At 28.2% G+C, this 25,550-nt stretch carries 25 protein-coding genes and 3 pseudogenes; 6 read left to right on the forward strand and 22 right to left on the reverse strand.

From position 1 onward, the window contains the following. The 10 genes from CHTY_RS02530 to CHTY_RS02575 all read right to left on the reverse strand — a co-directional run. Nucleotides 1-1,178: AAA family ATPase (locus tag CHTY_RS02530; protein WP_203552358.1), on the reverse strand; the 1,178-nt coding region annotated here is incomplete at its 3' end. A 5-nt stretch (nucleotides 1,179-1,183) separates the two neighbouring features. Further along, entirely contained in the window at nucleotides 1,184-2,359 is a 1,176-nt protein-coding gene (locus tag CHTY_RS02535) for a periplasmic substrate-binding domain-containing protein (protein WP_203552359.1), read from the reverse strand. A 541-nt stretch (nucleotides 2,360-2,900) separates the two neighbouring features. Further along, on the reverse strand, nucleotides 2,901-3,161 hold the full coding sequence (locus CHTY_RS02540; protein ID WP_203552360.1) for a hypothetical protein: 261 nt from the start codon (nucleotides 3,159-3,161) through the stop codon (nucleotides 2,901-2,903). A 226-nt stretch (nucleotides 3,162-3,387) separates the two neighbouring features. Next, on the reverse strand, nucleotides 3,388-4,152 hold the full coding sequence (locus tag CHTY_RS02545; protein ID WP_203552361.1) for a TatD family hydrolase: 765 nt from the start codon (nucleotides 4,150-4,152) through the stop codon (nucleotides 3,388-3,390). 108 nt (nucleotides 4,153-4,260) lie between these two features. Continuing rightward, a complete protein-coding gene (gene lpdA / locus CHTY_RS02550; RefSeq protein WP_203552362.1) occupies nucleotides 4,261-5,637 on the reverse strand; it encodes a dihydrolipoyl dehydrogenase in 1,377 nt (458 codons plus the stop codon). Between the two features lie 21 nt (nucleotides 5,638-5,658). Then, a complete protein-coding gene (locus tag CHTY_RS02555) occupies nucleotides 5,659-6,906 on the reverse strand; it encodes a dihydrolipoamide acetyltransferase family protein (protein ID WP_203552363.1) in 1,248 nt (415 codons plus the stop codon). Nucleotides 6,907-6,945: 39 nt separating this feature from the next. Further along, nucleotides 6,946-7,920 carry an alpha-ketoacid dehydrogenase subunit beta gene (locus CHTY_RS02560; protein WP_203552364.1) on the reverse strand — a complete coding sequence of 325 codons (975 nt, stop codon included), beginning with the start codon at nucleotides 7,918-7,920 and terminating at the stop codon, nucleotides 6,946-6,948. A gap of 2 nt (nucleotides 7,921-7,922) precedes the next feature. Next, nucleotides 7,923-9,020, reverse strand: coding sequence for a pyruvate dehydrogenase (acetyl-transferring) E1 component subunit alpha (gene pdhA / locus CHTY_RS02565; RefSeq protein ID WP_203552365.1), 1,098 nt, complete (start codon nucleotides 9,018-9,020; stop codon nucleotides 7,923-7,925). Between the two features lie 945 nt (nucleotides 9,021-9,965). Next, a complete protein-coding gene (locus tag CHTY_RS02570) occupies nucleotides 9,966-10,811 on the reverse strand; it encodes an SAV1803-related protein (protein WP_203552366.1) in 846 nt (281 codons plus the stop codon). 346 nt (nucleotides 10,812-11,157) lie between these two features. Then, the gene (locus CHTY_RS02575) at nucleotides 11,158-11,736 is read right to left on the reverse strand and encodes a hypothetical protein (RefSeq protein ID WP_203552367.1); all 579 of its coding nucleotides are present in this window, start codon (nucleotides 11,734-11,736) and stop codon (nucleotides 11,158-11,160) included. A gap of 318 nt (nucleotides 11,737-12,054) precedes the next feature. On the opposite strand from CHTY_RS02575, the gene CHTY_RS02580 reads away from it, so the two are divergent. From CHTY_RS02580 to CHTY_RS02590, 3 genes are all read left to right on the forward strand, one after another. Next, nucleotides 12,055-12,372, forward strand: a complete 318-nt coding sequence (locus CHTY_RS02580; protein WP_203552368.1) for a hypothetical protein — start codon at nucleotides 12,055-12,057, stop codon at nucleotides 12,370-12,372. Nucleotides 12,373-13,520: 1,148 nt separating this feature from the next. Next, nucleotides 13,521-13,856, forward strand: coding sequence for a hypothetical protein (locus tag CHTY_RS02585; protein ID WP_203552369.1), 336 nt, complete (start codon nucleotides 13,521-13,523; stop codon nucleotides 13,854-13,856). A gap of 384 nt (nucleotides 13,857-14,240) precedes the next feature. Beyond that, a complete protein-coding gene (locus CHTY_RS02590) occupies nucleotides 14,241-15,746 on the forward strand; it encodes a leucyl aminopeptidase (RefSeq protein WP_203552370.1) in 1,506 nt (501 codons plus the stop codon). Nucleotides 15,747-16,262: 516 nt separating this feature from the next. Here the strand turns inward: CHTY_RS02590 and CHTY_RS02595 are convergent. The 9 genes from CHTY_RS02595 to CHTY_RS02635 form a co-directional block, all read right to left on the reverse strand. Next, on the reverse strand, nucleotides 16,263-16,946 hold the full coding sequence (locus CHTY_RS02595) for a M41 family metallopeptidase (protein WP_203552371.1): 684 nt from the start codon (nucleotides 16,944-16,946) through the stop codon (nucleotides 16,263-16,265). A 692-nt stretch (nucleotides 16,947-17,638) separates the two neighbouring features. Then, the gene (locus CHTY_RS02600) at nucleotides 17,639-17,986 is read right to left on the reverse strand and encodes a hypothetical protein (protein WP_203552372.1); all 348 of its coding nucleotides are present in this window, start codon (nucleotides 17,984-17,986) and stop codon (nucleotides 17,639-17,641) included. A gap of 81 nt (nucleotides 17,987-18,067) precedes the next feature. After that, on the reverse strand, nucleotides 18,068-18,748 hold the full coding sequence (gene tmk / locus CHTY_RS02605; protein WP_203552373.1) for a dTMP kinase: 681 nt from the start codon (nucleotides 18,746-18,748) through the stop codon (nucleotides 18,068-18,070). A gap of 325 nt (nucleotides 18,749-19,073) precedes the next feature. Further along, nucleotides 19,074-19,268: a Panacea domain-containing protein gene (locus tag CHTY_RS02610; RefSeq protein ID WP_203552384.1), complete on the reverse strand. Its 195-nt coding sequence runs from the start codon at nucleotides 19,266-19,268 to the stop codon at nucleotides 19,074-19,076. Between the two features lie 89 nt (nucleotides 19,269-19,357). Continuing rightward, complete coding sequence (locus CHTY_RS02615; RefSeq protein WP_203552374.1) at nucleotides 19,358-19,603, reverse strand: SVM family protein; 246 nt, start codon at nucleotides 19,601-19,603, stop codon at nucleotides 19,358-19,360. A 326-nt stretch (nucleotides 19,604-19,929) separates the two neighbouring features. Beyond that, the gene (locus CHTY_RS02620) at nucleotides 19,930-20,097 is read right to left on the reverse strand and encodes a hypothetical protein (protein WP_203552375.1); all 168 of its coding nucleotides are present in this window, start codon (nucleotides 20,095-20,097) and stop codon (nucleotides 19,930-19,932) included. Between the two features lie 57 nt (nucleotides 20,098-20,154). Further along, nucleotides 20,155-20,622, reverse strand: coding sequence for a Panacea domain-containing protein (locus CHTY_RS02625; RefSeq protein WP_203552376.1), 468 nt, complete (start codon nucleotides 20,620-20,622; stop codon nucleotides 20,155-20,157). Nucleotides 20,623-20,775: 153 nt separating this feature from the next. Further along, complete coding sequence (locus CHTY_RS02630) at nucleotides 20,776-20,991, reverse strand: hypothetical protein (RefSeq protein ID WP_203552377.1); 216 nt, start codon at nucleotides 20,989-20,991, stop codon at nucleotides 20,776-20,778. Between the two features lie 224 nt (nucleotides 20,992-21,215). Further along, the gene (locus CHTY_RS02635; RefSeq protein WP_246454096.1) at nucleotides 21,216-21,494 is read right to left on the reverse strand and encodes an effector protein; all 279 of its coding nucleotides are present in this window, start codon (nucleotides 21,492-21,494) and stop codon (nucleotides 21,216-21,218) included. A 171-nt stretch (nucleotides 21,495-21,665) separates the two neighbouring features. Here CHTY_RS02635 and CHTY_RS02640 point away from each other — a divergent pair, with 171 nt between their 5' ends. After that, nucleotides 21,666-22,265: a sigma-70 family RNA polymerase sigma factor gene (locus CHTY_RS02640; protein ID WP_203552378.1), complete on the forward strand. Its 600-nt coding sequence runs from the start codon at nucleotides 21,666-21,668 to the stop codon at nucleotides 22,263-22,265. A gap of 272 nt (nucleotides 22,266-22,537) precedes the next feature. Next, nucleotides 22,538-22,864, forward strand: a pseudogene (locus tag CHTY_RS02645) (single-stranded DNA-binding protein); the annotation flags it as partial. A gap of 684 nt (nucleotides 22,865-23,548) precedes the next feature. On the opposite strand, the pseudogene CHTY_RS02650 reads toward CHTY_RS02645, so the two are convergent. From CHTY_RS02650 to CHTY_RS02660, 3 genes and pseudogenes are all read right to left on the reverse strand, one after another. Next, nucleotides 23,549-24,079: pseudogene (locus tag CHTY_RS02650) on the reverse strand (AAA family ATPase); the annotation flags it as partial. Beyond that, entirely contained in the window at nucleotides 24,036-24,257 is a 222-nt protein-coding gene (locus CHTY_RS02655; RefSeq protein ID WP_203552380.1) for a hypothetical protein, read from the reverse strand. The pseudogene CHTY_RS02650 and the gene CHTY_RS02655, both read right to left, overlap by 44 nt. 243 nt (nucleotides 24,258-24,500) lie before the next feature. Continuing rightward, nucleotides 24,501-24,935 (reverse strand): hypothetical protein, encoded by a 435-nt coding sequence (locus CHTY_RS02660; RefSeq protein WP_203552381.1) that lies wholly within the window; start codon nucleotides 24,933-24,935, stop codon nucleotides 24,501-24,503. 243 nt (nucleotides 24,936-25,178) lie between these two features. On the opposite strand from CHTY_RS02660, the pseudogene CHTY_RS02665 reads away from it, so the two are divergent. Beyond that, nucleotides 25,179-25,550 (forward strand): annotated as a pseudogene (locus CHTY_RS02665) (hypothetical protein); the annotation flags it as partial.

Consider the following 25,550-nt stretch of genomic DNA (forward strand, 5'->3'; position numbering starts at 1 on the left):
GTTACTTTTTGGACTTTTTGAGCATGCTTCAATTTCAATCCAATGACAGCATGTCCTGCTTCATGATATGAAACCATTTTTTTCTCATCTTCATCATATTTACGTGATTTTTTGGCAGGACCCATTAACACTCTATCTATAGCTTCATATAATTCTTCATTTGTAATTAATGTTTTATTATTGCGAACTGTTAAAATAGATGCTTCGTTTAATACAGAAGCAAGTTGAGCTCCACTCATATAAGGAGTTTGTTTGGCGATTTGTGATAAATCGACTTCTTGAGCTAACTTTTTGTTTTTAGCATGCACTTTTAAAATGGCCTCTCTTGCTTTGACATCAGGTAAACCAACAGTAAATTGACGGTCGAATCTACCAGGACGAAGTAAAGCAGCATCTAGCATGTCTTTTCTATTAGTGGCTCCAATAATTAAAACTCCTTTAGAAGAATTAAAGCCGTCCATTTCAGTTAGAAGTTGATTTAAGGTTTGGTCTTTTTCTTGGGAGCCGCCACTATTTCCGCCACCCCTTTTTCCTCCTAAAACATCGATTTCATCAATGAATAAGACACAAGGAGCATGATTTCTCACCTCTTCAAATAATTTACGAATTCGTGAAGCACCAACTCCTACAAACATTTCAACAAATTCTGAACCTGAAACGGCATAAAAAGGGACTCCCGCTTCACCCGCTACTGCTTTGGCAAGTAAGGTTTTTCCTGTTCCAGGAGGACCTTCTAATAAAACCCCTTTAGGAATTGAAGCTCCTATTTTTTCATATTTATAAGGATTTTTTAAGAAATCAATTAATTCTTGCATCTCTTCTTTTTCTTCTTCGTTTCCAGCAACATCTTGGAAAGTAAAAAGAGATTTTTGAGAAGAAGAAATTTGAGATTTACGCGTAAAAGAACCATCTGCTAAAAATCTTTCACCCCAATAACCTAATAAAAATAAACTAATAACAGGAGATAAAAAAAATTTTATTTCATTTTGAATATTATTTTTTAAAATCATCACAATAAAATGAAAATTTTTAAATTTATAAATCCCTTTATCAACATGAGGATTTAAGACATATCTATTTAATAATTCTAATATAAAAACAATTATATTAAAAATAATTAATAATAAAATAATATTTCTTAAAGTTAATTTGCTAAAATATGATTTAAATTTTTTCATAAATATTAATTTGTTTCCATTAGATTTAACTTAATACAAGCAAGGGGAATATGAAAAAATTGTTTATGTTCAAAAGCAAGTATTTTTTGAAATATTTCATCATAAGTTTTATGTCGTATTTGCGTTAATTCATGATTTAAATTTTGTGTTCCAATATTTTCTCTTGGTAATAATTGTAATATTACGTTGTCATGAAAACATATAAATTGTTCCAAAGTCGCTTTATAATTATCATCAAGTGAAAATGCTGGATATTGTTGCTCATAAGGAGAATTAGTTTCAGGTTGTTTGCCAGAAGTAATGTTTGAATCAATTATGCTATGATTTTGGTTTTCTTTTAAATATTTTTGAAGTGATGATAAATCGAAAATTATTTTATCTTGCGAATCGCAAATATTATATACAGAAGTTATCATATGCCAAAAATAGTCCTCTTCGTTATATTCATCCATTTCAGGCATTACCTGTAAACGCATATTCATAATTTCAGATGATGTCGTTGTTGTGATTTGTAATTGTTGAAAGGTTAATTTTGTATTTTTTTCAATAAAATTTTGAAACAAAGTGTTAATTTGATTAACCAAATTTGTAGTTAACTGAGGATTTTTAGAAAAATATTCATAATCATCATCTACGAATAATTGAATTTTATAACTAGCACCCTGCTCTTCTGGAGTTAATTCATTCCAAGCGTCTTCAAGGGATTTTAAAGCTTTATCAAAATCATAACCAATAGTTTGTAAATTATCTTCTTCATAAATAGTTTGGCTTTCGCGATTTAAAGAAAAAACACCATTAGGCATATATGCCTTATTATTTTTAAACAACGCTTTAGTAAATAAACTAGATGTCGGAACTGACACATTTAACTTCTCTCGATCAATGCAATGATACAAACTTTTTCTAAAATTTTTATTTTTTGTTAAACAATTTGAGTTTTGCGGTTTTTCAAAAAAATTTAAAAAAACTAATTGCCCGTCATTAGGAATTTTATCTTGAAACTGAAAAGACATTTCGTTTTCTATATGTTTACGCATTTTATCTTGTTCTTTATTTTCTTGTTGGCTTGAATTATAATCTTTACATAAAAAAATAGTAATAACGCTTATCACAACTATAATTGTTAAACAAATGATAATAATTTTTTTATGTTTAACAATCACTTCTTTTAATTTATGCATATTTTCTAACCTTTCTAATTACAATTTGATAGCTATTTTATTCTTAAAATTTATTCTTAAAATAACTATTAACTATAATTATACACCAAAAAAAAAACAAGTTTTATGCTCAAAAAATGATTTTGTTAATTTTTAATTGAGTTATTTTCTTATTTTTTAGGTTTTATTTTGAATTTAGTTAAATTGCTATTATCCACAAAAATCACTTTATTACAAAATGCGTTGATTTCAAAAAATATTTTGCAAAAAAAAAAAAAAAGACCTTAAAAAGTCTCTTCTTTAATTTATTTTTTATTTTAATCTAAAAACTTTATCAATTAACATGAACTCAAATAACTTTTCAATTTCTTCTTTAATAATAATTCTCTTTCCTAATGGCAAGTTAGTGATATTATCTAATAATTTCTTATTTACTTTAATAATATTTCTAGCTTGTTCTATACATTAACAATTAATTAATTTAAACACTATATCCTATCTTTACGTCCTTAATAAATAAAGTTGATCATATTATTTAAATAAATATAATAATTTACATTTTTTAATTGTTCTCATTTTTATTTTGCAATGAATTTATGAAATTAAACCATGCATGCAACATTTCTTCATAGGCATTTGGTTTTGAATGTTTATCAATTGTTGAATTTTGCAAAATCGTTCTATTAACGTTATTAACTCCTTTTTTTACTTGATATATCGGTTCATTTTTCAACGCTTCTATATATAATATAGCACCACTTACAGCGCCAATAACAATTCCTATTATAGCAAAAATAACGCTATTAATAATTTTTTTTATCATAATCAAATAACCTTTCTTAATGAAATTAAAATATCATTTATTTTTAATATTTTATCAGAAGGACAATTTTCAGAATAATATTTTTTAGATAAATTAAATGCCCCCCTCTAATTTGTCCTTGTTTAATTACTTGAATCCCTTTAGAGAAATATTTTTTAGGAGTATATCCTCTTTTAATATAAGCAATTATCTCTCTTAATCTAATTTCTGCCCATTCAAAAATAACCTAAGTGAGTTTATTTAAAAACAATTGAGCTACATTATTACTAGTTGTTTCTGCTACTTCTTGCAAAGAAATATTTCGCAAAAAAGCAATACGATCAGCAATAACTTTAATATAAGCTGGTTCATTTCTTTCTTTTTGAAAGGGGAAAGGAGTTAAATAAGGGGCATCAGTTTCTAATAAAATTCTATTTAAAGGAATAATTTTAGCAATTTCATGAGCAGTTTTAGCATTTTCAAAAGTAACAACTCCACCAATACCAATATAAAAACCTAATTCTAAAGCTTTTTGAGCTTCTTGAACACTAAAAACTAAACAATGAAAAACACCTCTTACTTTATTTTTATATGGCAACAAAAGACGATAAATTTCTTCAAAAGACTTGCGAGCATGAATAATAATAGGTAAATTATGTTGAATAGCTATTTCTACTTGTGTTTGAAAAAACTTTTTTTGCAAAGCTAAATTATCTTGCCGATGGTGTAAATCAAGACCAATTTCGCCAATAGCCACTGTTTGAGGATGATGAAGATATTTAAGAATATTTTCTGGTTTTTCTAAAGTTAAGCAAGAACAAGGATGAATACCAAAAGCAATCATCATTTGAGGATAACGATGGGCCATAGCAAAAGCTTTTTGATTACTTGCCTCATCCATGCCTATCACAATCATTCTTTGCACATCATTTTGCAACGCTTTTGATAAAACTTGATCTAAATCTTTTTCATATATTTTAAGATTTAAGTGAGCGTGAGTATCGATTAACATATCATGTATCTTCCTTTTATGTTCTTCTTTTAATAATGGAAATGAAATAAATAAAAAGACTAACTTAAACAGTTAGTCTTTGATAATTTTAAAGTGATATAGTAATTTTTAAGCATGAATAGGTTTATCAATAGCACCTAAAAGAGTTTCAAAAATTAATTCAGATAATGTCGGATGAGGGTGAATCGCTTCTGATAATTCATAAGCAGTTCCTTCTAATTCCATCCCCACCGAAATTTCACTAATTAATTCTGTAGCATTATAAGCATAAATATGCATACCCAAAATTTCTAAATGTTTAGCATCAACAATGAGTTTTGCAAAACCTTCTTTTTCCCCATCAGCCAAAGATTTACCAATAGCACTCAGAGGAACTTTGGATACTTTATAATCAATTTTTTGCATTTGAGCTTCTTTTTCAGTAATACCAATAGAAGCGATTTCAGGAAAACCATAAATACATGAAGGAATGCGTTGATAATTAATCCCATGAGTGTTGCTTTTGCCCAAAGCATGCATCACAGCGATAATGCCTTCATGGCTGGCAACATGAGCTAACATATGTTTACCATTAACATCACCAATAGCATAAACATTAGGAATAGATGTTTGTAAAAAATGATCAGTCACGATACTGTTGCGTTCCATTTGTAAATTAAGTTTTTCTAATCCTGCTAAATTAGGTTTGATACCAGCAGCCATTAAAATAACTTCAGCTTCTTTAGTTACTTGAGCATCTTGATGAGTATATGTTACTTGATGTCCTTTGATGCTGTTGATTTCTACTTGGGTTAAAATTTGAATACCATCAGCTTTTAATCGTTTAGTATAAGCATCAACAATATCATGGTCAGCCCCATTTAAAATAGTGGCTTGTCTTTCTAAAATAGTAACATCAGAGCCAAAAGTTTTATGAAGAGTAGCAAATTCAACCCCAATAACACCACCACCAATAATAATGATATTTTTAGGATATTTATCTAATTGTAACAATTCTTTACTAGTTTTTAAAACCCCTTTTTGATAACTTTCTAAAGCCCCTTTGATAGGAGGAATAAAAGCAGTAGCACCAGTTGCAATAATTAACTTTTTAGTTTGTAAAATATCTTGATTAACTGAGATTTCTTGAGGGGAAAGAGCGGTTGCCATCCCATAATAAAGATCAATTTTATTTTTTTTTAAAAGAAAAGCAATACCATTAGTTAATTGCTCAACAATCTTATTTTTGCGATTAAGAATAGCAAGCCAATTAAAAGATGGAGGTTGATTCACAATAATACCAAAATCATTTGCTTTTTGTACATTTTGATATATTTTAGCACTTTTTAAATACGTTTTAGTAGGGATACATCCATAATTAAGGCAAATACCGCCTAATTTATGTTTTTCTACCAAAGCCACTTTAACACCGGCTTGAGCCGCTTTGATAGCTGCTACATACCCTCCTGGCCCACCACCAATAACTACAATATCATAATTTTTCATAATTAGTTTATACTTTCTTATTTAATTTAAAAGTAATAAAGTAGGTGAAGATAGTAATTCTTTAATTCGTTTTAAAAATCTTCCTCCATCAGCCCCATCAATAATACGATGGTCAACTGCTAAGGAAAGTGGTAACATATCGGCTATAATAATTTGATTATTATCTACAATTGGTTTTTTAGAAATTTTACCAACTCCTAAAATAGCTACTTCAGGATGGTTAATAATAGGAGTACCGTAGCTAAGATCTAAAGAGCCAAAATTAGTAATAGTAAAGGTCCCGTTTTGTAATTGTTCTAATTGCACTTTTCTTTCAATAGTTTCTTGAGCTACTTGTTGTAATTGTTTAGCTAATTCTAAAAGCTGTAATTTATTAGCGTTTTTAATATTAGGAACAATTAAGCCATCTTTAGTATCGACTGCAATTCCTAAATTAATAAATTTCTTTAAAATAATTTCTTCTTTCTTATCATCATAACTAGCATTAAAAAGAGAGAATTCTTGCAAAGTAATTGCAACGGCTTTCATAATAAAAGCCATAAAAGTAAGTTTAATTCCTTCTTTTTCTGCTTGCGGTTTAGCTTGTTTTCTTAAAGCAACTAAATCACTAATATTAACTTCATCCATTAAAGTAACTTCAGGAATAGTACTTTTTGAAAGCACCATTTTTTGAGCGATTGCTTTGCGAAGGCGAGAAATTTTAATAATTTCAGGAGCTTCTAAAGTGGTTGTAGCTGTTAGAGGAGTTACTACTTCAACATGATGATTGGAAACATCATTGTGATTTGATTGTTGGATGATATCTTCTTTTAAGATTTTGCCCCCCAAACCAGTTCCTTTAATAGTTGCTAAATCAATTCTTAATTCTTTGGCTAAACGTCTTACTAATGGAGTTGCCAATATTTTTTGAGAAGTGGCAGCAACAGAAGAAGTCGCTACAGACTCAGATTCCTGAACAGCTGCTTCTTTTTGAGGAGTTACCGTTGCTTTATTACTCATAGTACTTGCTTTTTTAACATCTTCTTCGCTATCTCCTGGTTCTTGAATTAAAACTAAGGTTTCCCCAACATTAATCACATCACCTTCTTTATGAGCCATATTAAGAATAGTTCCTGTAACAGGAGCCGTCAATTCAACATCTAGTTTATCAGTTTCTATTTTAACCAAAACATCGCCTTCTTTAATAGCATCTCCTATTTTAAAAAACCACTGAGTAATGGTGCCTTCATGAATACCTTCGCCAACATCAGCAAATTTAAATTCAAACATAATTTTCTCCTTGGATTTTCATTGTTTTATTAACTACTATCATTCTGAAACTACTTTATTAATGGCATCAGCTATTTTAGCAGGGGTTAAAAATTGATAATGTTCGGCTTTAGCCAAAGGCATAGTAATATCATTACCAGTAACCCTTGCTGGCGCAGCTTCTAAATGAAGGAAAGCTTTTTCATTAACTAAAGCCATTAATTCACCAGCTGGTCCATAAGTTTTACATGCTTCATGAACTACTAAAAAGCGACCTGTTTTTTTAACTGAATCAATCACAGTTTCACGATCAATTGGATTGATGCTTCTTAAATCGATTAATTCAACTGAAACCGTATCAGTTAATTGTTTAATCGCCGCTTGAGTTTCTAACACCATAGCCCCCCAAGCAACAACAGTAATATCGGTTCCTTCTTGCACTATTTTAGCTTTGCCAATAGGAACTTGATAATCATGTTCTGGTACTTCTTGTTTAAAACCACGATAAATACGTTTTGGTTCCATAAAAATAACTGGATCAGGATCATTAATAGCTGCCATTAAAAGGCCTTTAGCATCATAAGGATTGGAAGGTATAACAACCTTTAACCCAGGAACAGAACCTAAAATAACCTCTAAACTTTCAGAGTGATGTTCTAAAGATTTAACGCCGCCACCAACAGGAACTCTAACTACCATAGGAACACTACGAGTACCACGACTACGATTACGCATACGAGCAGCATGAGCAAACAAATCTTCAAGCCCCACAAAAATAAAGCCATCAAATTGAATTTCAGCTACTGGTTTTAAACCATTCATAGCCATTCCAATGGCGCTTCCTATAATCGCTGATTCAGCAATAGGAGTATTAAAAACCCTATTTTCACCATATTTATCTTGTAATCCTTGAGTAACACGGAAAACTCCCCCTAATTTACCAACATCTTGTCCAAAAACAACCATATTAGGATCTTTTTTTAATTGACTATCTAAAGTTTGATTAATTGCTTGCAATAATGTCATCAAAGCCATGATTATTTACCTTCTTTTCCTTGCGCCTTTAAAAAAGCTTGACATTCTTCTAATTGCTCTTCTAATTGAGGAGTCATGGTTTCATAAGTATATTGAAACACATCTTTAACATCAATTAAAGAACCATGTTGTTCTACTTTTTGATGAGCATCAACTATTTCTTGTTTTGCTTTTTCTTCAATTTCTTTCACTTGTTCCAAACTCAAATAACCTTTTTTAATTAAATATGCTTGGAAACGCACAATTGGGTCTTTTTTACGCCATTCCATTTCTTCTTCTTTGCTGCGATAAACAGAAGCATTATCATTAGTAGAATGAGCTTCTAAACGATAAGCTATATTTTCAATTAAAATAGGCCCTTGTCCTTCGCGAGCTCTTGTGACAGCTTCTTTAACTGCTACATAAACAGCTAAAACATCATTACCATCAACTTGCATGCCAGGAATACCAAAAGCATAACATTTTTGAGCTAAAGTTTTCGCTTTTGATACATTTTTACGAGGATTAGAAATAGAATATTGATTATTTTGAATCAAAACTACTAAAGGAACTTGAAAAACCGCAGCATAATTAAGCCCAGCATTAAACTCTTCATGAGCAGTCCCGCCATCACCAATAGTTGCAATAGTAACCTCTTTTTTATTTTGGTATTTACTTGCAAAAGCTAAGCCAGCGCCTAAATTAATGGAAGAGCCAATAATAATATTAACCGGCAAAAGACGCAATTTAGGATCTATTTGAGAACCTTTTTCATTGCCATACCAATAAAGATAAAATTGTTCTAAAGAAACTCCACGATAAAGATAAATCCCTGCATCACGATAATAAGGGGAAACCCAATCTTGTGGTTCTAAAGCAGCAGCGGCTCCCACTTGAGAAGCTTCTTGCCCCGAATTAAGCAAATAGTTCCCCATTCTACCTTGACGTTGATATTTTAAAGCCGCTAAATCAGCTTGTCTTCCTAAAACCATTGTTTGATACATTTTTAATAAAGTATCTTTAGTAATTTTGGGTTCTAATTCAGGTTTAACGATATTTCCTTGAGGATCAAGAATTTGTAATTGTTTTTCTTTTAAAGGATCATAAACGTTAGTTAACATGATAATACTCCTATATTTTTTATATTTTTTGAATTTAAATATTGTTTAATTAAAGTCTTTTTTTGTTTAGGATTAAATTAATTAACTATAAGTATCAAATAATTTTTTAATAAAGTAAATGAATATTTTTTGATAATGATACATCTACAACTAAATTGTACTCCAAAATCAAAGTTTTGTTCAAAGAAAATAATTTTTTTGAATTTTTATGTTGTTGATTGTTGTTTATCTGAAAAAATAATATGTTGATGTGGACTTGATTGTAAGATTGGTATACTAAGAATTATGATTTGATGGGAAGAGATTTAATAGATGCTAAATTTTTCCTATAATATTTAAAAGTAATTGCTGATTGGTTTAAGTTGTAAATTGCTTCTTATTGTTTGTTTTGGTTGACTAACGAAAGAGTATAAAAAAGAGAAAGTAATTAAACTTTCTCTTGTTTTTAATATATAAAATAAATTATTTAAAAGAAATGCATTTTTTTATTTTTTTTTGTATTGTCAAATGATGAATTTTTGTATATCCTATATTTATACGTTAGTATAATAGTAGTTTATATATATTAATAATAAATAAATTAGTATATAATTAATTATTAATATAATATTATATAAAATACTGTCTAAGACACTGCCTAAGGGATTTCTTTTTTTGCTACGATTTTGGATGAAAATATTGGCGGTTATATTTAAGATTTGTTTTAAGATTTGTTCAAGGGGGAAAGGGGGAATAGGAATAGGTAAGAAATTGAAAAGAACAACTATGAACTACAATTATACATCAAAAAAACAAGTTTTACGCTCACATAATCTTTATATCTGAGTGTTTTACTTGTTTTCTTATATTTGTTATTTTAAGGCGATAAATAATTGTAAGAAAGGGTTGAGAAAATAAAAAAAGATCAACTTAGGGGTTAGAAGTTGATCTTTTTTTAAGTTATTTTTAATTATCTTTGGCATATGTTTGATATAAGTCAAATGATATTGATTTAGAAAAAAATTTATTCCAAATTTTAATACTTTTAAATAAATTATGACATTTCCAAAAAGAAGATTTTAAATAATGTACTTTTTGATAGGCTTTTCTTTTATAAGCTTCTTGTTCCCAATTATTCCTCATGTATTTTGTTCTTAGTATATTTCCTAAAATTTCAGCTCCTTTTAATCCTACTTCCGGATGATGAGGGTTTTTAGAATAATCACAAATTTTGATATGTAATAAAAAATGTTCTATTAAATTACAATAAACTAATTGATCTTCTTGTTGATATTTAAAAGGCAATTTTTTGGCTATTTCAGGTTTAGATAAACCTCTTTCTTGATATTCTTTAACATGATGAATTTGCAATCCTTCTTCTGATCTTTTAATATAAGGGTTTTCTTTCAAACATGTTTTATCTAAGAAATAATTTCCTTCAGGAATACCATATTTTATATGTAACAAATTTACTATTTGATCATAAGTTAATAATAACATTTCTTCAATATCGTTTATTTTTTTTCTTTGATATATTTTTTTGGTTAAAATTGAATAAATATTGGTTAAATGTTTTACAATTACTTCTTTTTCTTGGTTGTTGATTTTAGTAATAATGGAATCTATTTTTTTTAATTCATAATAAATGGCATGATAAAAATGTGTTTTTGGTTTCATTAAATCACGAATTTGTTGTGATAGTTGTTGAATTTGTTTGCTTGCGTTTGATTTATTTTTATGTATTATAATTGATATAAGGGATGCAATTAAAATAATGCAAATGGTTATTATTAAATATATGTTTTGAGGCATGTATTATTCTTCTTTCTATGGGTGATCTATGGGTAATTAAGTGCTTTTTAATTTCTTTTATCCTAATTATTAATAATATTTTTTCTATATCAATAGCTTTTTGCTATTGTAACTTAACTCCTTTCTTCTTATCAATATTAATGTGTGAATAACTATTAATTACTATTGCAAATAGTTATTATTATAATTATACACCAAAAAAAAAAAAAACAAGTTTTATGCTCATATAATCTTGATATCTGAGTATTTTACTTGTTATTTTACCATAAATTTATCTTATTATAATAAAAAACTATTTATGAGAACAAAACTCATAAATAGTTTGATAAAGTGATTTAATGATAGATTAAGAAGCTGGCCACCAAAGAGATCTTAAGGTGTTAAGAGCTAAAGAAGATATTGTGTTTAATGATGTAATTTTTTCATAAACAGTGCTATATTCACTATAATTAGGATCATTTTTGGTTAAGGCAACAGCTTGTTTTAAGATGTTAGTAATAGCATCTTGTGTTATTTGTTTCATCCATTCTGCATCATATTGGTGTTTAGTATAGTTATCAATTTGACAGTCTTCCCAATGGTCTATATCTAAAACCTCTTCATGTAATTTATTCATATAACCGTTAATAAGGTGTCTTTGTTCAGTTGAAGGGAGCGCTTGCAGTAATTGTTTTTTTAATTCATAAGCAGTTTTGGATATTCCTAATGTAACTTTTTCTTTTAAAGAATTCACATCTTCTGAAACAAGTTCATAATATGTTGTACTAGAAGCTTTTAAAGTTTTTGATTGGTTGTGATCAGATTGTTCATCATTTTGTAATGCAAAAACCTTGTTAGTGGTTATCGCGCTTAAACAAGATGCAAACAATAAAGCAATTAATACCAAGCATTTTAAATAATTATTTTTAGTTAAATTTTTTAACAATTATTTAAACCTCCTATTTTAAAAATTCTATACAGCATTCTTTTTTTCATGCAATTCTATTATATCATCTTTTGCTTAAAGTAATTATTAAATGTCTGTTTTTTTATTTGATAAAGACAGCAAAAATATGGTCTTGTCATGGTCTTGTTATATTAAATACTCTCTATTTTATGTTATAATTGCAATTGGAATGATTAGATAATGATAATTTTATTAGATATGGGATGATGTTTTGGCTTTTCATTCTTTTATTTCAAGTATTTCAAGGTTTTCTTGGAAATAATTTTTAAAAGGAAAGTAGGTGTTTTTTTAAAATATATGGTAAAAAATAAAAATCATATTATCATTTTGATATTATTAGGGTTTTTATTTATTTTTCTTTTTGGTAAACATCATATTATTTTTGCTTCTGAACAAGACGAAGATATGGAAAAAACAATAACTTTAATTTTAAATAAAGAAAATCAAACAGAAGAAATCAAATATAAATGCGAAAAAATGTTAAAAGACATGAAAGAGATTAAAGATAACTTGAAAAATATGGCAACAACTCATCAAAGAGAAGTAACAAAAACTTTACAAGACGAAGATCAAAAAATTGTAAACGGGCGACAAAGAGGCCAAATTATCGAGTAATTTAACCAATTACAACTGTTGTGGTAATGCAGTACAACCTTTTTTCGGTCTAGCAGACGAAAGAATGTCTAGATTAAAGCAGAAAAAAAACGCAAAAAACTAAAAAAAAGCTACTAATTTAGTGTTTTTGCTAGTTGAAAAATAGTCATGGATAAACTTTGAAAGAAGTCTAAGGGAATTAAGGATAGCTTTTAAAAGCTTGCGGTGAGTAGCTAAAACCGTAATTTTAGGGCGTTTTATACATTGTTTACGTGTATAAAAATTACCATCATAGCAAAAGATTATGATATATTACCTAAAATATCACCTCTCTTTTTAATAATAGCTTTATTTTGAGGTTTCTCGCCTAAAACTATTGATAGGTAGATAATTTGAGTAACTTGTATCCTCCTAAAAGTATCTAGTATTTACTTGCTTTTTGAATTTAAAAAAACTAGAAAAACCATTTTTATAGATTATGGGACTCAAGGAGAAAGCAAAATCATAGTAGTCGTGAGATATTCAAAGATTAAGTTGGAATACTTAATTGAACTGACTCACTTAAGAGCTTGGGAAAGCCAAGTACAAGGCGAAAGAAAAAATATATTATATATCATTTTTTCATATTTTTTTATTCATTTGATCATCTCATATAAATTATTAATAAGTAGTATCAAACAAATCTAATTACTTTTTAAATATTATTTTTTATTATTGACTTATTATTGACCAACTATTAGATAAAAATTATGAAAAACATGATTAATGCATGGCTTTATAATGCTTTAATTATTTATTTTTTCATGTCTATATTATCAATATTTAATGATTGTATTAATTAATATATAAACGCCGTATGCTTGGAAACTTGCTTGTACGGTGTTGTGTGAGGCTCAGAAAAACCCAGTTTAAAACTGTAAGCGTTCTGTTTCTATCACGATGATATTTCAAAAATAAAAGATTTAAAAAACAATGCTCAAATACAAAGTAATAAAAACCTTTTAGACGAAATTAAACAATATTTAGAAGATATCAGAAATGAAATAACAAACCTTTCTTTTTATCTTGAAGAATTAACTCAAAAAAATAGTCCTAATTTTAATCAAGTAGTTTTATACTGTAAAAAATGGGTAGCAACTTTTAAGTTGATTTATGAAAATATAGATATTTTGAAACGCAAAAATAACCAAATAACAGAACCAGCTGCTCAATTTCCTAATACAGATCTTGGTGAGTCATTAAAAATAAAAATGGATACAGTAGACACCCTTTTAACAAGAACACTCAACTTAAATGATACCATATCAAAGATAGATGAATTAAAGATTGAATATAATACTTTCGCCAGTGAACATCATCTAAATCCTACTAATCCTTCATCTTCTGCGCAAACCAATTTAATTTTATTTTCTTGGATTTTTGGTATTTTATTTGTCTTGATATTATTAATATTGCTAATTATTATTTTTAGCAAACATACAAGAAAGTACACTAGAAAAAGATAGCCTTTAAGGTTATCTTTTTTCTTTTTTGGTAATTTTTTAAACATGGGCTAAGAATTAGTAAAAATCAAATATCTATTTTTATTTTCTTGCTATAAACTATTTCTCATATGTTATACTAAGAATAATTAATAAATTAAATAAGATAAATTATTAATTGTTACAAATTAATTCTTGCTTTGTTAGTGTTAGTACTATTTAGTAAGAATTAACTTTTTTCCCCTTCCTTCCTTATATTTTAAGCATTATCATCTATGAAAGAATATATATTTATTTATATACTTGCTTTCTTGTCTACTTATGTCTACTTATCTATTTTACTATTTCAAATAATTTCAAATAATTTCAAAAATTAAAAAATCATCACATATCAGGGGTATTAAAAATATGAAAATTTCTTTTATAACAAAATTAGAACAGTCTAATGGCATTAATGCTGCCATCCTTTTACAAGTTCAAAAGGAAGATCAACTATTTGGTTTAGAAACGGTCGATCCTAAAAATATTATTAAAAAAAGTTATGCAGTTGAAAATTTTGAAGGCGCTTGGGGTTCGAAAATTAAATTATTATCTTTGGAAGGATCTCCTTATTCTTGTGTAACAGTGTTAGGTTTGGGGAAAAAGGAAGAAATAACTAATGAAAATTGGCTTAAAATAGGTGGCCTTTGTTATGCTACTATTAAAACAAATAAAAAAGTAGTTATTTTTACTGATGCTTTAGGTGTTAGCGTGACAGAAACTCAAATTATGAATTTAGTTTTGGGTGTTTTATTAAAAAGTTATTCCTTTGATCGTTATCACACTTATCAAAAAGCAAATACTCGCACAAATGCAATAGCAAATAGTGATTTAGAAGTGACAGTTGTAACTCAAAAAGCTGATGCTTGTCAAAAACATATGCAAGAGACTAAAGCTATTTCTGAAGGGGTTAATTTATCAAAAGAATTAATTAATGAACCAGCTAATGTGTTAGGAACCCAAGAATTTGTTCAAAGAATTAAAGAATTAGAAGCAATGGGAATTGAAGTTGAAGTTTTAGAGACGCCACAATTAAAACAATTAAAAATGAATGCTTTATTAGCGGTGGCTCAAGGTTCTGCTAGACCTCCTTATTTAGTAGTGATGAAATGGAAAGGTGATCCAAATAGCAAAGAAAGTCAACCATTATCTATTGTTGGTAAAGGGGTAGTTTTTGATTCTGGAGGAATTTCTATTAAACCTTCCTTGAAAATGCAAGATATGAAAAGCGATATGGGAGGGGCTGCAGTTGTTGTTGGTTTAATGCGTGCTTTGGCAACTAGAAAAGCCAAAGTTAACGTTGTTGGAGTTATAGGTTTAGTTGAAAATATGGTGAGCTCCAAAGCTCAACGACCTGGTGATATTGTTACTTCCATGTCTGGTCAAACTATTGAAGTGGTTAACACTGATGCTGAGGGTAGAATGGTTTTGTGTGATGCTTTATGGTATTGTAAAACTGTTATTAAACCTCAATTGATTGTTGATTTAGCTACTTTAACCGGCGCTATTCAAGTCGCTTTGGGAAAAGAATATGCTGGTCTTTTTGCTAATAATGATAATTTAGCCCAACAATTAATTCAATCAGGTAAAAATACATCAGAAAAAGTTTGGCAATTACCTTTAGATAAAAAATATGACAAGTTAATTAATAGTCAATTTGCTGATATGACTAATTCAGCCGGTGGCGGTGCAGGTTCTATTACTGCAGCTCAATTTTTAAAACGTTTTGTAGGCGACCTTATTCCTTGGGCACATATTGATATTGCAGGAGTTTGTTTGCAACCAAAAAATGAATTTAATAATTCTTGGGCTTCAGGATTTGGTGTACGTTTATTAAATGATTTAATTAAAACTTATTATGAAAAAAATGATTAATCATATATATTAATTTATTTGTATTTAATATAAAAGCCCTTTTTATGGAGGGACTTATGTTTATGATGATATTATTTATTACAATGCTCAACAATATATCTAACTATACTTTAAAAAACCTTTTTTCTATATAAAGACTAACTTTTTAGTTAGTCTTTTTTCGATATTAACACGCACTTAGACCAAAAAGTTGGACTTTTGAAAAAATGTTTTTTTGGTTCAAGTTTAGTGTCTTTGAAAAGGACAAATTAAAAGAAAAGTTTTTTTGGCTTCCTACTCTATATGTTAGCCGAAAAAGTTGAAATCACCTAGTTTGAGTTTTTTGGCTTCCTACTCTATACCATCTTGTCCCAATCATAAATGACAACAACATTAGTGATTGAAAAAACAATAATAGGATATCTTTAAAAATAGAAATAAAATAGTAATTAAGATAATCAACAATCAAATATATTATAATAAAAAAGAAGCTTTGGTTAACTTCTTTTGTTTTAAATTTTTTTATGTAATAACAGGTTATACAATAACAGGAAACATATCAAATATTTCGTTTTGTCTTAATGATTCTATTTGTAAACCAGTTAAAGTCTTTTGTTGTTTTAATTCTTTGATAATTTGATTTAATAAGTTTTGATGCTTTTTTAACATTGCTAAAACTTTATAAGAACATTCGTCAATAATAACTTGATAATCTGTATCAGGGTGATATTGATTTTGCCATTGTTGTGCGTATTTTTGAGCTTTAATGAAATCATTGGCATCAGTTTCATCACATACTTCCCCATTGCATATTATTTCTTCAGCTAATTTACCAGCTAAACAAGTCATAATTCTTTCTTTTATTTGTTCTTCATTGGGAGATTTTACTATATTTAATACGGTTTTTCCTAAAGTTGATTGATTAGGGATAATGGTTACATAATCAATTGTATGTGTGTTAGGGGTTAATAAAGCAATTAAAGCATGTCCTGCCTCATGGCAAGGGATGCTAGAATTAATAATATACTGTTCCCATTTATCTTGTAATTGAAAATGTTCCAAATTTACACGAGGTTCAATTAATACTCTACTAAATTCTTGATTTTCAATTTTTAATCGATTAGTTGGGTTAGCTGAAACAATATGATTGGGTTCACTTAATATTGGAATTGTTAAAGTAATTAATAAACAAAAGGTTTTCCAATAGTATTTTTTTAACATGTATTTTAAGTCATTCTAATTTTGGAATAATTTTTTATGTTGATTAAATATGTTAATTTATTAGTTTCTTAAGTTAACACAGTTAATATATTTGTTACATAATTTTGATAATTTTTTGGATAATTAAAGGTTTTTATTAACGGGTAATGAGAAAAAAACCTTAATTATCCATTTAAATTATAATTTATTTTTTGATATTTTTTGCATTAATTTATATTCCTTTTCCTTTTCCTTATTTTAATTTTATTATGCATTTATTATGCAAATTCCATTATACTTTTTTTGCAAGAAAGATGCTTAGTTTTAAGAATATAAAAGAAAAAAGACTAACAGTTAAGTTAGTCTTTGAGTTATTCAGTTTTATAAGTTGATTAAGTTTTATTTTTAGTTTTTTAGGTTTTTGTTGATGTTGAAAAGAAGATTTTTACATACAATTAATTTTCGATTTAACTTATAAGCTAAACTTTTGCTGTATTTTATTATCAAAAATTAATTGCTAATTACAAAATTATTTTTTGTAACTATCAATTACTTATATTATAACACGTTAACAACAAATGTCAACACATAAAACAATTTTCTTAAAAGAAAAAGAAAAACAAGAAAAAAAGAAAAAAAGAATAAAAAGAAAAAGAATATATAATACTTAATATATAGTCTTAGACGTCTAAGACGTCTTAGACAGTATTTTATTATAATATTATGTGGTGAATATATGTTTTTGGAAACATATTTTTTCGAAAAAGTTCTTTTAATTCGTCGGTTGATGTGATAGAAATTGGTTCAGTTTGAGTTTTGGTAAAAGTTGATGGTTGAGAATAAAATAAAATTTTGTTTAATAGTAAAAATAAGGTGATGGTTGTTAAAATAAAAATTATTTTAAAATGTTTTTTTTTTTTTTGAAATTCCAATTTTGTTTCTCCTTTCTGTTTTGAGTGTTTTTGGTGTTTTTTTATTTTGATAAATGGTTTTTGGCTGGTGGTGGTGTGGTATGGATTGCGATTTTGGGTGTGTGTTGGTGGTTGTGGTTGATTCTGCATATGGTGGTAAGGAGTGGCGTTGGTTGAAGTTGGTGGTTTTGGCGTTAGTTTTGGTGTTGGTTAAAGAGGAGGAATTAATGGTTAAGTTGGTTCTTTGGTGGAAGTGAGAATTGGTTTGTGGTTTGTTGATAATAGGGTGAGAGTTGGTTTTAGTTTGTTGATGGTGGAAAGAATGATTTCGATGTTGTGGTTGGTGGTTTGGTTGGTTGTAGTATCTAAGATTATTTTGTGACCAATGTCTTTTCTTTTCATAAAGTGTTGGAATCCAAGAGAAACTTGCTGATGGTAAGATAAAGGACTACTTTCGATGACATCGAGTTGATGGTTAGCTTGGTTTTGTTTTCGGTTAAGGCCGATTTTTGGATCGACTTTGAGATAGATTGTCATGTTTGGTTGGATGAAGTTTTTGGTGGATTGGTTGAATATTTGATTGATGGTTGGATTTTGTGATGGATAGACTCGATAGGCATAATTAGAACCGATCCATCTATCGATTAGGATTATTTTGTCTGTTTTGGTGTTTGGTTCGATTAGTTCGTGCTGAGTTTGGCACATGTTGGCAAGACTTAGATGAAGTCTTGTCGGATTGTCGAGATTAGTGTGAGTTAAGAAAGTTTGTCGGATTTGGTGGCCGATTGTGGAACTACCGAGGCCACTGAGTGTGATAACTTCTTTGTTTTGTTGTTGAAGTAAGTTGGCAAGTTGTTTGATGAGTGTTGTTTTACCAGAACCATCGAGTCCTTCGAAAATTATTAGTTTCATGGTTGTTAGTTTTCTCCTTTTAAGATTGGAATTTGGTATAAAAAAAAGAACCAGAAATTAATCTAGTTCTTTGGTTGGTGGTTTTGGTATAAAAACAAGACTATCAGTTAAGATAGTCTTGTTTTTAAAAATTATGGTCTTGGAAAGGATGGAGGAGATGGTGGTGGAGAAGTGTGGTAGTGAGCATTGGTTTTTATAATTCGTGCACTGCCCCAATGTATATCGAAGTTACCATTAAAACCAAAATCATCTGCCGACCAACGATTTCCATGATAATTGAATGATATTGGTGAGCCTTGATAAAGGAAAGTATTATCGAAAATACTTAGTTCAATGCCGCGATACAGTTCGGCTCTTTAAAAAGCGGTTTTTCGTGTTGAGCTACGTAATGACCTTGAATATAATACAATAATTTATTAATTTTCATATTAGTTATTTTATGTTTATTAGTGTCGACATTATTGATTAAATAATCAGCTACATCAAAAACATTGATTTGTTGTTGGGTTTTGTTTTTCATTTTATTTGGTTTCCTTTGTTTTCGTTTTATTATAACATAAGTTTATTTTTTCTTTCTCACTTTCGTGTGTGGGTTAAAAAGTTTATGTTTTAAAAATTTACTTCAATTTTTATAAATGTTAATTTAATAATTATTTTTTCAATAAATAATTTAAATACATTTGGTTGTTGTAATTCTTTATTCGTAGGTGCTTCATTGTTTTTGGTTTTTTCGTTCGTGATATTATCTTGGTTATGCATCGCCATGACTCGATGGTTGTTAATGGGGAATAACGTTCCTATAAAAATTATTAAACAAAGATAAATTATATTAAATTGTTTTTTTAATTTAAGCATTAATTAAATCTCCTTTATTTTTGTTCTTCGTTGGTGTGGTTTGTTCACTGGTACGTGTGGTGTGTGTGTTTAATGTGGGCTAATCTGAAGATTAGCTGAGGGGAGGGATATATAAAAATAAGTTGTAAAGGTAAAAATTAAATGCTTGCGGAAAGTTTTATTTTTTAAAAATTGAAATAATAATAAATTCATTATTAATAATAATTCCAATTAATCTCATTTTATAAACATAAAGTTGATAAATTAGTTTTTGATAATTGTTAAAACCACAAATTGAGGCTCTCAACAAAATTGGTTGATTTTTTTCAACTTTAATTCATTATCTTTTAATTTTCGAAATGTTTTCCATCACTTAATTGGGAAAAAGTTTTTTTAGAATATTCTTTCAATTTATTTAAAATTATTGTTTCTTGGTTTTTGAAACTTTTAAAATGAGCAGTAATTTTATATTTATAATTATCAAAAACGAATTTAAATAAGGGTTCATCATTCATAAAAGCCTTTTCACCTTTGGGTTTTTGAAACAAGCGTCTTTATTTTGTTTCAATTGTTTAAAATTTATTGTGAAAATATTTGTATAAATCTTGATTTGTGATTCTATTTAAAGAAAAATCAAAATTTTGAAACCTTTTTTGCCATGGATCTTCGGCATGAGTTTGTTGGCTTAATTGATTAGCAGATTGGTTTTTGTATTTGTTGAATATAAAATCTAAAGTTTTTAATTGTTTTTCGGTTAGTTTGTTTTTGGTTGCTTTTTGAGAAAGCGGTAAGTTTTCATAAGCAAATTGTCTAAATTCAAAGTAAAGGTCTGGGATCACAGGGCCATAATCCCAAGCTTCAATCGGCTCATTAAATAAAGGTTGTTTTGAGTTTTTTACTAAAAAATAAGCTTGAGAGTAATATAATAATTTTTGCAATCTTGTGTTATTTATTTCTTGCTTTTCTTGATGTGATTTTTCGATTAAATAGTTTGCTAAATCAAAAACGTTAGTTTTTATTTGTTCTTTTTTTTTATACATTTTTTTCTCCTTTATTTGTTCATTATAACATAAAACGTGTGAGTTAAAAAAAGAACTAATCTTGAAAGATTAGTTCTTTGGGTTGAGGATAATTGTAATTAATTTATTTTCTTTACTGATGGGGTTTTTAATTTAAACGTTAATTAAATCTCCTTATTTTTTATTTAAATTATCTAATTTATCCATTGTGTCTTTAAAGTTTTGATCTATTTTAGATTGTGTGTCTTTAAAATCTTGTTTAGTTTCTTTTTTGAAATCGGTTAAAGTGTTGTCAACTTTATCTATACTCTTTTCTACTTTGTTTAGGTTAGAATTGATGTTCCAATAAATAGCTCCCAATAATGTTAAAGCGAAAGCGGCGATACCCAAACAAACTTTAAGCAGTAATTTTATAATTCGATCTCTTGTAAAATATTCCTCTTGTTTATTTGGTTTCCTTTGATTTTGTTTCGTTGTTTTTGTTTTCTAATGTTTTTATTTCGTTGTTTTTTATTTTTTTTGGTTGTACTTTGTTTTTTTGGTTTTTATTTTAGATGATTTAGTAAGGGAAGTGAAATAGAAAATGTGATTAGATTTTTACTTATTTAACGTCTTTAGTTGTTGTTTCTGTTTTGTTGATTTTGATTATTTTCACGCGGCATAGAGTTATGTAAAATAATTTGTTGAACCGAAATACGTTGACTTAATTGCATATTTTGTCTTACAAGATTATTAATAACCTCTTCAGGGGCATTATTTCTCCTAGCATTAAAAATTTGTTGTACTATTTGAGATTGCTCAAGGTTCATTTCTTGTAAAATACGTGCTTGAATTTCATAATTAGTATTGTGATGTCCGTTATTTGAAGTCATATTGCCATTATGCATCGCCATGACTCGATGGTTGTTAATGGGGAATAACTGTGGTGTTCCAAAAGTTTAGACAATTTTTACTTTTTAAAAGTTCTTTAAGACTAATGATTAAGTCATTAGTCTTTTTTTCTTTTCAAAGACTAAAATAATTTTCATATCTTTTCAAAAAAAATATTTTTGGAAAGGAATAAAATGTTAAGACAAGAATTATTTAAAGTATTTTTAAAAAATAAAAAGAATTTAGGAATTCGTAATCAATTAATCAATTTACATTTACTGTTAGTAAATAAGATAGTAAACAGATTTAAATATTATCCGCGTTTATTAACTAGAGAGGATTTATATCAAGAAGGAATCTTAGGATTAATCAAAGCTTTAAATAATTACCAAGATTTAGGATATGACTTTATCGCTTACGCCACTCCAACTATCAAATCAGAAATAAATGAACTAATAAGAAAAAGTCATTCCCCTTCAATCCCTCAAAAAACTCATAAAGTCAATAACACTTCTTTTCGAGAAGAAAAACACGTTTGGCATTATCAAATTTCTAATCCTCATCAATTATGGTTAAAACAAGTTCATCACGAACAATTTTTAAATAAACTCAAAACCAAACTAAGCCAAAACGAATTCAATATTATTAGATTGAGTTTCGGCATTCCTTTAGGAAATATTAATGTTTCTTATCAACCTAGTTATTCCAATCAAGAAATAGCCTATAAATTAAATTTAACTTTAAGACAAGTAAAAAATATTAAAAATAAAGCGATTCATAAATTAAAAAAATAAATTATATGAAACTAGAAATTATTTTATTTTTTTTAATATTTTTCTTGCATTGTTTATTTTTATTATCTTTGCCTCATATTATTAATCACTAATTATTAAATTGCCCCCTTTTGATCTCAATAAGTCTTTAAACTATTAAAAAAAAATAAGTTTTGGCATTAACGAAATATAAAATTCCAAGCAAAAATGAAATTAGTTTTAAAATTCGTCAAAACTAAAACTTAATCAATTATTAATATTAAAAAAAATATAAATCCAAGGAGATAAATTTTATGTTAAATAAAATCCAATTAATTGGTCGTATCACTCATGACCTCGACAAACAATACATTAATAGCAACAACGAACAAATCCCTAAGATAGATTTTCAATTAGCTATTAATCAAACCAAAGATAAAGTGCAATATATCCCCTGTGTGGCTTTTAGAACCCAAGCGGAAAACATGCATAAATATTTACATAAAGGATCTAAAATTTATCTAGAAGGAACTTTATCAATCCAAAAATACACCAATAACGAAGGTCAAAAGAAAACAAATACAAAAGTGATTGTAAATAATATCATCTTTTTAGATAATAAACCTCAAAATGATAATTTATCGCACTTAGACCAAAAAGTTGGACTTTTGAAAAAATGTTTTTTTGGTTCAAGTTTAGTGTCGTTGAAAAGGACAAATTAAAAGAAAAGCTTTTTGGTCGTCTACTATATATGATAAGGTAAAAAGTCAAAATCACGTAGATTAAAGAAAAGCTTTTTGGTTGCCTACTATATATGATAAGGTAAAAAGTCAAAATCACGTAGTTTGAGCTTTTTGGTTGTCTACTATATATGATAGAGTAAAAAGTTGAAATCACATAGTTAAAAGAAAGGCTTTTGGTTGTCTACTATATATGATAGAGTAAAAAGTCAAAATCACGTAGATTAAAGAAAAGCTTTTTGGTCTGTTTGGTGAGTTTTTTTTGAATGGTGATTTTTTTGGTTTTTTTGGAATGATGATTTTTTGTTTTTTTGGTCTGTTTTGAAATTTCGTTGTTGGTTTTTGCAATTCCTGGTAAGTTTAGAAATTTCGTTGTTGTTTTTGCATTGGAATTGCTATTGAAAAAAGGAAAACTTTTTTTTGGTTTTGGTAATAAAAAAACCATCAAAAATGATGGTTTTGTTAAATATTTAGTTGGAGTCCAATGTTTTGGTCTAAGTGAGGGTCGTGTTCGTAGATGGAGATTGTTGAGTCTATATTTTTGTAGGTTGATTTAGTTGTTTGGTATGTTTTTGGTTGTTCTTTTTCGATTTGTTCCAAGGTTGTAGTATTTGGAGAGATGGTTAGTTTGTAAGCTTGTTTTAAGTCGGCGATAGTAATGTTTGTTCTTCTTGGGCCATGATTGCCACGTGATTGTGCTAATGTGCTAGCTGTTTGTTTTAAAAGGTTTTCTAGGGTACGATTGGCGGTTTTGTATTTTTGATCAAGCGGCAATCGTTCTAGAGATTCGTTAACGACGTTGAATAAGTATTGTTTGGCTTCTTCGCTGTATGGGTTCCCTCTTTTTTTCATGACGAATTCTAAGAATTGTTGACGTTCAGTTTTGTTACCTGGTTTGATTTCGATGTTGTAGGTGAACCTTGATTTGATGGCTTCGTCCATTTGGTCTACGTGGTTGGTTGCTCCTACGATAAAGATTGGATGGTTTGGATCGTTATCTGTTGATGTCATTTCAGTTTTGAATTGATTGACTACATTGGCAATTTCTGATCCTGCTTCTAGGGCACTTAAGTCAGCGAAGATGGTTTCGCATTCGTCTAAGAAGATGATGGCACCTTTGGGTTTTGTGGTGTTTGAGAGGGTTGTTTGATTGTGGGGGATGAGTGGTTATTGTTTCTTGAGGTATTTGTTCTTGTTTTGGTGGATTTTGGAGGAGTTTATTTTGGTTTTCTATTTTTTTTCGTAAGATGTTATTTGTTCTTCTACGGTAACTAGGGTTTGGTGGTGAATCCATACATAAACTCCCAAAAACAAAATGACAGATAATGTTAAAATTAGCAATAGTTTGAAGAAGATGGTGTTTGATTTATTGTCCATTTAGGACCTCCTTTCGTGGTGGTGTTTTTGTTGTTGTTGCTGGTACGTGTGGTTGTGTGTTTTTAATTTAAGGTGAAGTAGTCACGTTGCTTCTTTTCTAAAAAAGTTGCTTCTTTTCTAAAAAAAGAACAAGGAAATTCCTTGTTCCTTTAATATCTAATTAAGTTGTTTGAGTAATTTTGTTTTGGATTACTTGACTTCCGCCGCCATAAGCGTTACCTTGAGCATCTACTAATTCATAATCCACAATTAATTCTAATTGAGGGTCTTTGGTTTTAATAAGCTCTTTTTGTTCAAGGTTAATTTGAACATCAAGTGTTCCTAAACCGTTTGAGTTTAACGTCATTAAAGGTCGTTTAGTGTCGCTATATTCATAGCCATTGACCTTAAAAAGAATGTTAAAATAATTTTCGGGGTTTGCGAAAGTTTTTAAAGTATCGTAACTGTCTTTTATTTTTAAGTATAAAGGGGCAGTGATTTCCATTCCGTTTGAGTTTAGGGTTACTTTGTGTTTTACTTCAATTAAATGGTTACATTTTTGTTGATTTAAGTTAGGGATAGGGCTAGGTAATGAAAAGAACGATTTTACATACAATTAATTTTTTGACTTATAAGCTAAACTCTTGCTGTTTTCATCATTCTCTTCAAATTCCATGAAATCAAAAAAGTTTATCATAAATGGCTTTCTAAGCCCCCTTGCTTTTAAAATATGATCGAGTTATAATATAGTTAACTGTATATGTTTGGTTGTTACCTTCCTTTGTTATATGTGATATCTTAATACAGTTAAGGGTGGAAATAGTTACAATAGGCGTTATAAAATAAGAAAAGAGGTTTTATGAAGATGATAAACTCTTGTTATAAATTAAAATATAGATTTTTATTAGTTTTTATTGTATTAGTAAATATTTTCTTTTTATTAAAAAAACCTATTTATGCTTACGCTGAGTTTAACGAAAGAACCATTAGGGGGACAGAAATTATTCATGTAGTATTAGAACAAAATTCTAATGAAAAAGATGTTTTAAACCACATTAAAACACACATTAATCCTTCTTATTCAAATTCGATTTCTTCAACCCCTTCTTATAATCAAGAAAAAAATAGTAGTTTATATTGGTATATTAAAGATAGCGATGATGATTTATTAGCTATTTATTTTAATGGTGGTGAACGTAAAGGTAGAGATAATTTTTATGATTTCATAGAA

The organism is Candidatus Phytoplasma meliae (assembly GCF_016876135.2).